General features: G+C 65.6%; 6 protein-coding genes. 2 read left to right on the forward strand and 4 right to left on the reverse strand.

The genetic code is table 11. From position 1 onward, the window contains the following. Positions 1-32: 32 nt before the first annotated feature. On the reverse strand, positions 33-5,318 hold the full coding sequence (locus tag QX010_RS12095) for an AAA family ATPase (protein ID WP_316179699.1): 5,286 nt from the start codon (positions 5,316-5,318) through the stop codon (positions 33-35). A 766-nt stretch (positions 5,319-6,084) separates the two neighbouring features. On the opposite strand from QX010_RS12095, the gene QX010_RS12100 reads away from it, so the two are divergent. After that, a complete protein-coding gene (locus QX010_RS12100) occupies positions 6,085-7,092 on the forward strand; it encodes an efflux RND transporter periplasmic adaptor subunit (RefSeq protein WP_316179701.1) in 1,008 nt (335 codons plus the stop codon). Continuing rightward, a complete protein-coding gene (locus tag QX010_RS12105; RefSeq protein WP_316179703.1) occupies positions 7,085-10,237 on the forward strand; it encodes an efflux RND transporter permease subunit in 3,153 nt (1,050 codons plus the stop codon). Before QX010_RS12100 ends, QX010_RS12105 begins: the two co-directional genes overlap by 8 nt. 246 nt (positions 10,238-10,483) lie before the next feature. Here QX010_RS12105 and QX010_RS12110 read toward each other — a convergent pair whose 3' ends face one another. The 3 genes from QX010_RS12110 to QX010_RS12120 all read right to left on the reverse strand — a co-directional run bounded on the left by QX010_RS12110 (position 10,484) and on the right by QX010_RS12120 (position 12,768). Beyond that, entirely contained in the window at positions 10,484-11,044 is a 561-nt protein-coding gene (locus QX010_RS12110; protein WP_316179704.1) for a hypothetical protein, read from the reverse strand. Positions 11,045-11,298: 254 nt separating this feature from the next. Continuing rightward, the gene (locus QX010_RS12115; RefSeq protein WP_316179706.1) at positions 11,299-12,231 is read right to left on the reverse strand and encodes a hypothetical protein; all 933 of its coding nucleotides are present in this window, start codon (positions 12,229-12,231) and stop codon (positions 11,299-11,301) included. A gap of 114 nt (positions 12,232-12,345) precedes the next feature. Continuing rightward, positions 12,346-12,768 (reverse strand): hypothetical protein, encoded by a 423-nt coding sequence (locus QX010_RS12120; RefSeq protein ID WP_316179707.1) that lies wholly within the window; start codon positions 12,766-12,768, stop codon positions 12,346-12,348. Between the last annotated feature and the right edge of the window lie 830 nt (positions 12,769-13,598).

Here is a 13,598-nt window from a genome sequence, read left to right on the forward strand (position 1 = left end):
GCTGTCCTCGCTCGTGATGCCCGCCAACCCCGTTACTGACCCCAGCTGGCGAACACGTCCTTGAACACGCGGTCGCCGTCGGATCCCTTCTCGATCGACAGCAGCGCCCGGTTGCCGCCCTCGTAGACGATCGGAATGTCGAACCACTGCTTGCCCTTGAGAAGCATCAGGTTGCGCTTGGTATCGACCTCGTTGGCGGACAGCGCGACCATGAAGTACTTCGGCGTCACGCGGGCGGTCTGGGTCACCAGCGCCGTCCCGCGCTCGGCCTCCTCGCCCTTCAGGCCGATGCCCCTCAGGCTGGTCAGGCCGCTCACCGACTGATCCGGCCAGTCGAACTTGAGCTCCATGATGTGGCTCGCCGGCATCTCCATGTCGGCGTTCCGCCGCAGCGAGATCGTGGCCTTGGTGCCGTTCTCGATCTCGATCTCCCCCTTGATCGCCGGCGCCGCATCGACTCGCGGCCCCTTGCTCTGCTCGATCGACCAGGTGACCTTGCCAGGATAACGCTTGCCCTTCGGATCCTGCGGATCCTCGTGATAGAGGAACGCCTGCGCCGGCGTGCTGACCGGCACGCTCATGCCGACGGTGGCATGCTCCTCGGCCGCAGCGGCGATCGCCGGCTTGGCCTCCGGCGTGATCCGCTCGGCATTGACCTTGCGGGCGCCCGGTTCGCTCGGCAGCGCGGACGCTGCCGTCGCACCGCTCAGGGCCGGCTGGATCCATTCCGACGCGCGCTCCCAGGACACCGCCGCACCGACGATCGCCAGCAGCCCGGCCGCGGCAACTGCCATCACGCGCCGGCTCGGCACACGGCGGCGTGGTGCCGCGGCGTTCTCCGTCGCCTTGAACGCCATCTCGACGAGAGAAGGGTGAATCTTGATCTCTGCCGCCAGCGTTACGGACTCCGCAACAGAGGCTGGAGCCGCGGCAGCGGCGGCAGGCTCAGTGGTGGCAGAAGCCGCTGCCGCAGCGGATGTCGCAACGACGCCTGTCTTCACGGGCTCTGCCGACGCGGCGCTCGTGGGCTTCGCGTCGATCTCTGCTGTGACCACCTTGCTTTCGCCAGGGCGCTGCGGTACCGCGAGCCGATCGGCGACAATGATCGGCGCTTCGGCGACGATGGTCGCGCGCGGTTGGGTCGGCTCGACCGTGGCCGGCTCCTCGACGGCCGGAAGCTCGGGCGGAGCCGAAGCCGGCGTCACGATGTCCGCGGCCAGCTCGCGCGGCGGACGCCGGCGCAGAACGCGAATCTCCGGCGAGGGCTTGGGCGCAGCCGCGCGGCTCTCGGCACGCTGCGCTATCGCGGGCGCGCTCGGCTTGCCCGCGGCAGACGTGGCGATGTCCGTCCCCGAGCGGCGCGCCATCGAGAGATATTTCGCGACAGTGGCGATCTCCTCTTCGAGCGAGTGCGTCGTGATGACCTGCCGCGGCTGCGGCCGCTGCTTCGGCGCCGGCGCAGCCGCGCGGGCCGGCCGCGGCAGCTCGGCGGCTGGTGCATCGGCCGATCTGGACGTATCGGCGGGCAGCAGCTGAGCTGTGACCGAGGCCGCCTCGACGCCGGCAGGGCGCGCACGCAGCTCGATCATGCGATCGGGAAACAGGATCTCGGCGAGATCGCGAAGCGAGGCACCGGGCATCAGCAGCCGCCGCAGCGCCGGCGGAACGCGGCGCAGCGCGGTCGCCTCGGTGTGTCTGACACCGGCATCGTTGCGGCCGGTTTCGACCGAGGCTTCGTCGTCGTGACGCGCGTCGCTGATCAGAACCTTGCGAGCCCGCAGCATCGCCGTCAGCTCGCGCAGATCGGAGCGCGAGGCGTGGTCGACGACCAGCAGATCGAAGGTGCCGATCCGGGCCGGCAGCAACTCGGCGACACGCCAGGCCGGCATCACGTGACAGGGGATCTCCTCGAGCCAGCCGTCCAGAGACCTGCGCGCGGCAAACCGAAGCCGGCGCGCGGTCGGACCGGAGCACGCCGACGCCATCTTCTGCATCGTGTCCCTGAACCGCTTCAACGCCTGCCTGACGGCGCCGCCGGCATTCTGCGCGATGGCCAGCGACATGCGGGTGCCGATCACCGCTTCGAACAGCGCGAGCGAGCGCGTCTCCAGCCGCGCGCGCTGAGCCGCGAGATCATGCAGCAGCTGACGCTCCTCCGGACTTTCGATCCGCATCAGCACGGCCCAATTCCAGGCCGACCCCCATTCCGCGAGCGTCGCCATATCCTTCGCCTCGCCAACGGCCGGCGCGGACCGCAGCCGCTGCGCCAGACTCGGCGCGCCCGCTGCAGTCGCCATCCGGCAGGCGGTCCTGACGAGTTCGTAGTCCGGGCCGGCCTCGCGGATCTTCTCCATGGTTGCGAGAATGCCTGTCCACCGCGTTTCGAGCTCCTGGGGCTCCGTCTCGGCGTCACCGACCCGCGACAGCACGTCATCCTGAACAGAGACGGCGAGTTCTCCCGCCCGGGCGAACAACTCGCCCAGGCGAGCGAGCTCGACCAGCGGTCCCGATACGCGCGTCATGACGGTCCGGATCGCCGCGCCGAACGCGGCCAGCCGCTGTGCATCGGCCAGCATCGCCCTGACGTCGCCGTCCGGCATCGACAGCTTGGAGCAGGCATCGGCCACGTTGCGGACGGCGAGCGCGGCCGTCACGACGGCGGCCTCGACGCTCTTGACGATGTGCCCGAGGTCATCGAACGCGCGCGCCGATTCCAGTTGAAGCGCGGGTGCATCGATCTGCGTTGCGATCGACGTCCAGCGCGCGCGCAACGCATGCAGGTCGTGACGCCACAGCAGGAAGCGCCCGACATATTGCCAGTCCGCCGGCTTCGACGGCGCAGCCCCGTCCACCGTGATGGCCTCGACGGCGGCCTTCAGCGCGCGGCGCGAGGCCGAGAACCGCGCGAACGGCTTCTCGCCGGCCGCAAGCCGTTCGACCACGCGAATCGCATCCCTCCTGGTGAACGCCTCGACCGGCGCCTGCACCTGACGCCTCGTGAATTCGGCGCTTCGGGACAGCTGGAACGACGCATCACGCGCCCAGCCCACGACCTTGTCGAGAGCCACGGGCTCGTCGGCCTTGGCGGTGCCGAGCGGCGACAGACGCGCGAGCCAGGGCGCCTCCGCGATGGCGCGATGGCCAGTCACCAGCGCATCGAGATCGGCCGCCAGGCGGTTGGTTGCGTCGAGCCCGAAGGTCGCGATGGCGTCGAGCGCGAGATCCTCGTCGCGGCCCGCGTCCGACGTCAGCCCTGCCTGGTGCTGCAGCTCCGCGTGCAGCCGCAGGATCGCGGCGGTGTCGGGCAGCACTGCGGGGTCCGGCAGCTCGTCGTCGATGTGCTTGAGATCGGAGGCCAGCCGCAGCCGCGCCTCGCGTGCCTTGTCGACCGCCACAACGAGCGGGTCGGTGGCCGCGAGCAGGCGCTGCGGCCGGTCGGTGAACCAGGCATGGGCGGCCTGTTCGCCGATCAGCGCCTTGAACAGATCGAACGGCAGCTCCGGCAAGCCGCCGGCGACTCGCAGGTTGCGCTGGACGATCTCGGCGATCTCGTCGTCGAGCGATGCGATCTGCGTGCGCTTCGAGATGATGTCGCGTTCGAGCCGGCCGATCTGACCGACCTGATCGCGCAGATTCGGCGTGTCCAGGATCGATTGCAGCCGGCCGGCCAGGGCTTCGGCCTTCCTGAGCACGTCCTTGTCGGAGCCGGTCGAGCTGACGGTCAGCTCGCGAATGGCCGGCGGCAGCTTCTGATGCAGCAGGGAAAGTGCAGCCTCGTCCCTGGACACGACGAGGACGCGCGAGCCGAGCGCGAGGTGATGGCAGACGACGTTGACGAGCGCCGCGATCCGATCGTCGCGTGCGACAGACTGGACCATCAGGCCATCCGACCGCGACAGCTCGCGCACGACCTCGACATCCTCCGCGACAGCCGGCAGCGGGAAGAACAGATCACCCTGCTCGACCGCGGCAGGCTTTGGCGCAGGCGCAATGTCGATGGGGCCCCCGACGATGCCGGACAGGTGCCGGCGCGCATTGGCGTGGCCACGTCCATCCGGCTGCGAGAGCAGCGCGTTCACGGCTCCCGACAGGCAGCACTCACTCTGCGGCGCATGCTCGATCGCGGTCTTGAGACTGTCGATGTCGCGCAGGGCGAGGCTCTCCGGCCGCCGCCGCGCGGATATGACCCAGCGTCCCGCCGCGATGGCGGCCTCCATGGCCGGCGTGCCGTCCGACGACACGGGATCGCGCGACGTCCTGTTACCGGATTGCACGCCTGCGGCGCTCAGGATCTGATCGGTCCCGATCGGCGTGAACGGCGACAGCTCTGCGCGCTGCTCCAGCGCCTCGACCAGGCGATCCGGCTTGTCGCGCACGGCAAGCGCGGCGTCCGGCGCCACGGCATCGAGCGCCCTCAAATTGACGGTTGCGCCGACGAAACGCGGCCGGACCCTGACCTCGGCATCCGGGCGCGCGATGATCTCGATCTCGACCGCGCGCTCGAACAGCGGCAACTCGAATTCCCGCCCGCCCTGCCGCCAAGACGACAGCGCGACGCCCCACATGACCTCCATGACCTGATCGGCGCCGGCCGTGGCCGCCATGTCGCGCAGCCGCTGGTGGATCGACATGGTCCGGCGGCGCATGCGCTCGGTGTCGGCCCAGGCGGTCCATGGCCCGCTGATATAGCGCTCGATCCGCTGCACGAGGTCAGGACGCTGCTCCAGGCGCAGCCGTCCAGTCCAGGCGCCCAGCTCCGGGGCCGGCGAAAAATCCTCGGGCCGCGCGTGGCGGGCAAAGGTGAGGCGGTTCTTCTCGATCTCATCGACCGTGACCACGATGCTCTCGTGCGGCGATGGACGGCGGTCGGGGTCGGACGACGGCTCGACCCAGGTCTTGAGATCGTAGTCGATGGCAGGCGGCTCCGTCGCGGCAAGCGCCTCGACGGCGAGCCAGACCGGACCGTCGACATCGAAGGTATTGATCACCACGCCCGGCAGGCCCGCCAGCTCCTCCTGGTCGAGCGCGAAGCCATGATCGTCGGCGAATGGATGATCCGGCTGACGCTCCGCCGGGGAGCCCTCGGCACGAATGATCTCGGTCAGACTGCCGAGCACATCCTGCAACGGCTCGACGACCGATCCCATGCCGAGTGCTTCGCTCGTCGAGGACGCCCAGGCGTCGGTCGGCGACTGCGGCTCCAGGGCTGCCGCGCCGATAGCACCAAGCAGCCGCATGCCGTGATCGGCTGCACTGCCCTGCGCCTTGCGATCGCCCGCGCCGGCCTCGTTGGGCCGCACATTCACCAGCTGGCTCATCGCACAGATCCTTCTCTGAAGTCGGCCGCAACGTCGGCGGAAGCTCGGCGAGAGGCTGACCGACAAGGATGGCCCTGCGCATGATCACGGTGCGCCGGGCGATCGGAGAGTGGGTTCAGAGTGGACAAGCTTGCCTCGCTGCAACGTCGACGGAACTCCCGACTCGTTGCGGAGGGGTATGGCGAAGTGAGGTCACATCAATGACCCGACAGGTAGATGAATGTGACGATTCTCGCTCCCGTCGGAGAATCGGGAAAAAATCCCGGGTCATTCGATGAGGAAAATCTTAGCTAAGAAGTTTGTTAGTCTTGGCTTTTTGTGTAGCGTCGCGCGCGTGGCCGACAACAAGCTTGGGTTGCGGACGAATACGCTGGAATGTGTCTAAGAATACTTCTAACGCTCAAGAAGAAATATCGAGACGCATGCCGAACGTCCGATGTCCACGCCGCAGCACGGCTGAGGGCCCCGTTCGGCCACGAGCCCGCCGCGTATGCGGCTCGCATGCAGGGGGCGGCGCCACAAGCATTGGCGCCAGCGTGCATGGCACCGCGTCGTTCCCTCCCCGAATACGGTGATTGCATCCGACCGAAACGGCGTCGCCGTGCCCCACACGATGGCCCGCCAAAGAAGCCCGGGGATGTCGCCGGATCCCATGCGATGGCTCTGCAGCCGACGCTGCTTGAAACACCCTCGAAGCTGAAGTAGCTGTTGTTGCAATGACATCGACGTCGTCCAGACGTTTCCCGATCGATGGGGCCGGGACTGCATGGTGAGGCAACGGACGAGGGCTGCGGCCGCATGCGGTGCCGTGCTGTTCACGCTGGTTTCGCTGCCGTCGCGCGCGCAGGCGCAGACTGCCGGTCCGGCCGAGCGCGAACCTGCGTCGGTCAAGCTTTCCGCGACGCAACAAAAGCAGATCGGGCTCCAGACCGCCGTCCTGACGGCGGAATCCCATCCCGAGCAATTTCGCGCCTACGGCACGGTGCTGGACGTCGCCAGGCTGACCGATTTGACCAACAACTACGCCAATGCGCAGGCGCAGCTGCAGACGGCGCAAGCGAAGCTCGACGTCGCAAGGCTCGCATTCGAGCGCGCCCGCGACCTCGTGCAGTCGGCGGCCATGCCGCGCAAGGACGCCGAGGCGGCGGAGGGCACGTTCCGGACCGATCAAGCCTCCCTGGCCGCGGCGGAATCGCAAGTGAAGACCTTGATGGCGACGGCGCGGCAGGAATGGGGCGCGGTCATCGGAAAGGGCATCATCGAGCGCTCGCCGCAGGTCGTGCAACTGATCGAACGCGAGCAGTTGCTGGTGCAGGTCACGCTGCCGCCCGGCGTCACTCTGGCCGAGCCGCCGCGCGCCGCGCTGGCGCAGGCGCCGACCCGCAGCGCCAACATCGATCTGCGCTATCTGTCGGCTGCGCCGCGAACCGATCCGCGCATCCAGGGCGTGAGCTATTACTTCGTCGCCGCCGGCGACAGCGGATTGCTGCCGGGAATGAACACCACCGCCTATGTGCCCTCGGGCAAGTCGTTCGACGGCGTGTTCATCGAGGACACGGCGATCGTGCAATGGCAGGGCCGCTCGTGGGTCTATTTGCGCGCCGGTCCGGAGATCTTCAAGCGCCATCCGATCCGCACCGATCAGCCGGTGTCCGACGACGACTATGTCGTGCAGGACATTCCGTCGGGCTCCGAGATCGTCCTGCGCGGCGCGCAGGTGCTGTTGTCGGAGGAGGCCAGGAGCGAGTTGCGCGGCGGCGGCGACGATGATTGACGGCGCTCGCGGCGCCGCGGCCGGCCCCCAGGCGGCGCTGATCTCGTTTGCCATCCGCTTTCGCGGCATCGTGCTGGCCTTGGCCTGCACCATTCTCGGCTACGGCATCTTCTCGCTGGGCAGCGCCAATTACGCGGTCTTTCCCGAATTCGCCCCGCCGCAGGTCTCGATCCAGACCGAGGCCCCCGGGCTCAGTCCGGAACAGGTCGAGGTGCTGGTAACACAGCCGATCGAGACCGCGATCAACGGTCTCGCCGGCGTCGAGAGCATGAGGTCGTCGTCGATCCAGGGCCTGTCCGTCATCTCGGTCATTTTCCAGCCCGGCACCGAGGTCTACCGGGCGCGGCAATTGGTGACCGAGCGACTCGCGGTCGTCGCCGGCAGCCTGCCGCAGGGCGTGCGGGCGCCATCGATGACGCCGCTGGTGCCCGCGGCCGGCACCGTGCTGGCGATCGGGCTGACCTCCGAGCAGCGCTCGCTGATGGATCTGCGCACCATCGCCGACTGGACCGTGAGCCGGCGGCTGCTGGCCGTCGCGGGCGTCGCGCAGGTCACGACCTATGGCCGGGACATCCGGTCGCTGCAGGTGCAGGTGCGATCCGACGACCTGGTCCGCTTCGGCGTCGGCATGAACGACGTCGTCGCGGCCGCGCGCAAGGCCACCGGCGTGCGCGGTGCCGGCTTCGTCGACACCGCCAATCAACGGGTCATCCTGCAGACGCAGGGCCAGTCGCTCACACCCGAGCAGTTGGCGCGCACGGTCCTGCTGCACCAGGGCGGCGCCAGCGTGGTGCTCGGCGACGTCGCGACGGTCACGAACGCGCCGGAGCCGCCGATCGGCGGCGCGCTGATCAACGGCCAGCCCGGCATCATGATGATGATCAGCCAGCAATTCGGCGCCAACACGCGCAACGTCGCGGCGCGCGTCGAGGCCGCGCTGCGGGAGCTGCGCCCGGCGCTCGACAGCGAGAAGGTCAGGCTGCACGCCGATCTGTTTCGTCCGGCGACCTTCATCGATGCGGCGACGGAGAACGTGCTGTTCGCCCTGCTGATCGGCGGCGCCCTGGTCATCATCGTGCTGTTCCTGTTCCTCTACGACTGGCGCACCTCCGTCATCAGTTGCACCGCGATCCCGCTGTCGCTGCTCTCGGCCGTGCTGGCCCTGCAGTGGATGGGACAGAGCCTGGACACGATGACCCTCGGCGGCCTCGCCATCGCGATCGGCGAGGTTGTCGACGACGCCGTGATCGGCGTCGAGAACGTGGTGCGCCGGCTGCGTGAGAACCGCGGCCTGCCGTCGCCGCGCAGCGAAGCGCGCGTCGTCTACGATGCCATGCTCGAGGTGCGCGGCGCGGTCGCCTATGCGACCTTCGCCGTGCTGCTGGTGTTCGTGCCGATCCTTGCGCTGCCGGGCCTCGCCGGCCGGCTGTTCGGGCCGCTCGGCATCGCCTATATCCTCGCGGTGGTCGCCTCGCTGATCGTCGCGCTGACGGTCACACCGGCGCTGTCGATGCTGCTGCTGGCCGGCCAAAAGCCGCGCGAGGAACGCGAGCCGCCACTGGTGCGCTGGTCGCGCCGCCACTACGAGACGCTGTTGCGGCGGCTCGGCCGGTTTCCCAAGTCGGTCATGCTGACGGCCGTGCTGGTGACCGCCGGCGGCGCAAGCCTGGTGCCGTTCTTCGGCGGCACCTTCCTGCCCGACCTGAAGGAGGGCCACCTGATCCTCCACGTCTCGACACTGCCGGGGACCTCGCTCGACGAATCGCTGCGGCTGGGCACGCTGATCGCCGAGGCCCTGAAGGGTGTCCCCGAGGTCCGCAGCGTGGCGCAGCATGCCGGCCGCGCCGAAGCCGGCGTCGATACCGCGGGCACGCATTCGAGCGAGATCGAGGTCGATCTGAAGCCGGGGCTGTCAGGCGACCAGCAGGAACTGGCGCAGCAGCGCATCCGCGCCGCGCTCGCCAACTTCGCCGGCATCAACCTGTCGATCAAGACCTACCTGACCGAGCGCATCGAGGAGACGCTGTCCGGGTTCAACGCCGCCGTGGTCATCAACGTGTTCGGCCCCGATCTCGACGATCTCGAGCGCGCGGCGCGCGACATCGCGCGCGAGCTCGGCGAGGTCTGGGGCGCGATCGACATCCAGCAGCAGTCGCCGCCGGGCATGCCGCAGGTCAACGTGACGCTGCGCCCCACCGACCTGCAATCCTGGGGCCTGGACGCGGTCGAGGTGCTGGAGCTGATCCGCACCGCCTATCAGGGCGACGTGGTCGGCCAGGCCTATGAAGGCAACGTGGTCTTCAACGTCATCGTCAAGCTCGATCCCGATGCGACCGCACGCCCGACCGAGATCGGCAACATGCCGATCCGGACGCCGAGCGGCGCCTACATCCTCCTGAAGCAGGTCGCGGACGTCTATGGCACCGCGGGGCGCTACGTCGTGCTTCATCGCAATGGGCAGCGCGTCCAGACCGTGACCGCCAACGTCGCGGGGCGCGATCTCGAATCCTTCGTGGCCGCGGCCAAGCGGAAGATCGCCAAGGAGGTCAAGCTGCCGCCGGGCGCGCATGTCGAGTTCACCGGCGCGGCCGAGGCCCAGGCCAAGTCGCGGCGCGACCTCTTGGTGAACTCGCTGCTGGCGACGATCGGCATCGTGCTGCTGCTGTCGTTCGTCACCGGGCACTGGCGCAACCTGGTGCTGGTGCTGATCAACCTGCCGTTCGCCTTCGTCGGCGGCGTCATCGCGGTCGCCTTGACCGGCGGCGTGCTGTCGCTGGGCTCGATGGTGGGCTTCGTGACGCTGTTCGGGATCGCGCTGCGCAACTCGATCCTGATGATCTCGCATTACGAGCATCTGGTCGTCGCCGAAGGCCGCGCCTGGACCCTGGAGACCGCGATCGCCGGTGCCGCCGACCGCCTGGTGCCGATCCTGATGACCTCGCTGGTGACCGGCCTCGGCCTGCTGCCGCTCGCGCTCGGCGCCGGCGAGCCGGGCCGCGAGATCGAGGGACCGATGGCCGTGGTCATCCTGGGCGGTCTCCTGACCTCGATGGCGCTGAACCTGCTGGTGCTGCCGACCTTGGCGCTGCGCTTCGGACGGTTCGCGCGCGGCGTGCACGCCCGCGGAGATGTCGCGGCGAGCTGATCTTGGCGTGAGATGTCCGCGACGTTCGCCGCACTGCTCGACGCTTCACCGTGCGGGCCGGATGAAGGAGATTAAATTCCGCCCCGTGTTGACGAGCTTGTCCCTGGTCAACTGCAGACCTTCGCGACCGAATGACCGGCGTCCGCGTTCAGCTCGATGCGGACGTGGCGAGAACATTCCCGATCGGCGGCTTCGTGCGACAGGCTACGCACAACGCACACAAGCTTGCATGCAAAGAGTGGAAGATTATTCGGATTGTTGGCTAGGCGCGCTAGGTTCGAGGTCAACGCCGCGGCGATACTGGTCGCTTGTTCGAAACTCCGCGATCGATTCCTGAATGGCAAGCGCGAACGAGCTGACCAGCGCGACCCCGAGCGTGACGTAAGTCCACTCCTCGTGCCCGCCGTTGGAATGTGAGGTAATTCGCGCATAAAAAAGCGTTCCGGCGACCAGAGACAGAATCGCCAAAAGCATCATCAAATATGTCAATGCATTCTTGGGTGTTTGGCGTCGTCCTCTCGCAAATTGCGCTATTGAGAGGAGAGATAGCCCGGAGATGACGACGGCTAACACGCATACCTCTGCGAGCGGGCTATCGGGGTAGTCACCACAAGCCTTTGCATAAAGCGCGTAAGGTTGGTGGGCAGAATCGTCGCACAGTGCCGTGAAAAATGAGTCGTTTCCGAAGCCGTGATTTAGGAGATATGCGAAAAGCGGCAACAATCCTACGACCGCTTCGCCTATCCATTGAACGCAGCCATTGCCGATGGCGCCCGCCCAAAGCCGGTATTTGCCGAAAATCCCCATGACAGCTTCCCTTGCTTCCTCTCCGCAAGGTACCATTTCTCCATCGCGCAATCTTGTAAACCCACTGGTATTTTGGCGCGCAAACAATCTCCAGCAGTGCCGGGCCGTAAGATCGGTGGAACGAAGCGATGCCCATCAGCCGTAGCGAGTAGGGCGGATTAGCCGAAGGCGTAGTCCGCCGTCGTAGCCATGACATCATGCCTGCTGCCGATTTTCCCGAACGGCAGATATGCTCCGCTAATCCGCCCTACGGCCTATCTTACCGCTTCTTTTGCAGCCTTTATAAGCTCGGCCAGCTGACCGAGCGGTGGCTGGGGCACTTTGCCAAATTCGAGAGTGGGGGTTAAGGCCGCCGCTAGAAGACTATACTCGGAGACTGTTGCGCCAGATCCTAGAAGACGCAAGAGATCGGCTCTGGCTGTATAGAACGCTGCTAATCGAATGTTGTATCTGTAAAGCGAAACGAGGATGCTGACGAAAAATCCAATGACCGCCAATAATCCAAAGCGCGTTACGCTCGTCTGCAGCAAACGCAGAAACAGGTCGCTTCCGTTCTTGGGCAACGTTTCAGTGCTCTTGATGAGTCCAACCTCAGCTTCTAGTTTCTCCAAGTTTGTCTGATCTGTAATTGCATCGAGTGACTTCGATCGTGCTTCCAGCGAGGCTATTTCCGTTTCACGCTCGATTTGGTCTGTAATCAGCTTGATTGGAAACGTGGACCTAAACTCGTCAAGCTGTTGTTTAGATATCGAGAACCCGTACTCACCGTGGCAAATAAACATGCCAACCTGCACTGAGTTCACGTCTGGTTTGTCAGAAAAAGCGGATTCAACTTTCGAAACAACCTCCAATCCCGACTTTGGAGCGAATCTTTCTTGAGAAGATGGCTGCTGCACTGCTTGTTGCCACCTGCGAATTGCCTCTATGACTGTTCGTCCGCACTTTCGTTCTGGCTCCGCGAGATCCGACCGGCGCGCACGGATTTTGGCTTGCTCACGATTTATGGTAACGATTTTTTCGTCGTAGGTCGGACTTCCAATGTCTCCAGCGGTTAAGTTCGGAGCTAAGATGACGGCTGCTACCCCGCCCACCAGCAATAGGAAAACCAAGGCTAAGAATAGCAAAGCTTGATTGGCGAGGCGTTTACCGCGCGAATCGAAGCGCTCAATCGCGTCCGCGACTTCCATGCCATTGGCCTCCCTCAAGGTGATGAAGCAGAACCACCACGTGAAGGTCGACGCGCTCAAGGGCTACGACCGACGTGACAACGGGTTCGAAGTTAATCTCGGTGAGAGCTTTCTTTAGCTGTACGACGTCACGTCGCCCGAGTACTCCGCCTTGCACTCGGGGCAAGCATAGGGCATTCCCGGCTTGTGCACGACAGTCAGCTGATAGAACCTTCCTTTGTTTTGTTCACAACGCGGACAGAAAGCTGAGCCGGTTGGGTTGCCTTCAGCGTTCTTTCTGTATTTGAATCCTCGCTGTTCAATCAGATCCTGCTTGAATTCGAAGGCTTTTTTCAGAGCGGAGATTTCTGCGTCCTTTTGGCGTAGTTCGTCCTGGAAATCTGCGACAGCGATCTTTGCTGTCGCAAGTGCGCTTGTTAGATCGGCTATCTTCAACTTAAACTCGGCCTCGGTGAGAGCCTTGTTCAGGTTTAAGAGCTCCTTAGAGAAACCAATTGCTGCAGTTAAGGCGGCAGCGCCTTCGGCAATCGTGCTCATTCCTCCCCCCATTCGCGCGCGAAGCGCCGCCACCATTTAAGCACGTCTGCTGAGGCTAATGGAGTCCGATGATCGCCCTTCTCGGACCTTCCGACCGCCGCCAAAGACGTCGGCCTGCTGGGCTTGAGCGGATCTGCTTGTCGAGACTCGTGCGGGCCCGGAGCCAGGCGCGCACGACCGACAAAACAACCTCCGATGCGATGCGCCCAGAATCTGATTTTACTCACCGCCTCAAGCACATCACCCTTGTCCAGTCCTCCCACGGAAAATATTCTACTTTCGTTTTTCAGAAAAACATGATTGACTATGCGCATCCCGTCCCGCCATGAGGGGCGCTTCGCGATCGTCACGAGACGTGGGTGCGGGATGCGGTGGGTGCATTGGATCGCAGCGCGAGCAATCGTGCGGACGAACGAGCCCGATGCGCCGGCGAAATCGTAGGGTCCTGGCCTCCCGGTGCTGAGGCCAAGCGGACGGTGACGATGATCCGTTCGTGACGGGGGCAAGACAGCCGGTCCCCGGGGAGAGGACGTATAAGCCGCCCAACCATCGCGCGGGGAATGCCGGGATGTCTCGGCTGAACCTGTGGTACCTGCCGCCTGCATTTTTTTCGCAGGCGGGCCATGGGGGCGGCCAGCTCCCGGCATTCCCTGCGCCCTCTTCGTCGATGAGGGCGAAACGACCCGCACAACTCGGACGCACGGAGCGCCGCGAGGCCGAATGACTGCGTTCCAAGAAGCACTCATCGCAGATGTCGGCGCCCGCAGCGTCGAGGCGGTGGAGAGACGATGGACGTCCCGCATGACAGCGCGTACAAACGCTGGGACTGT

Origin of the sequence: Bradyrhizobium sp. SZCCHNRI1009, assembly GCF_032487575.1 — a bacterium.
Classification (GTDB): Bacteria; Pseudomonadota; Alphaproteobacteria; order Rhizobiales; family Xanthobacteraceae; genus Bradyrhizobium.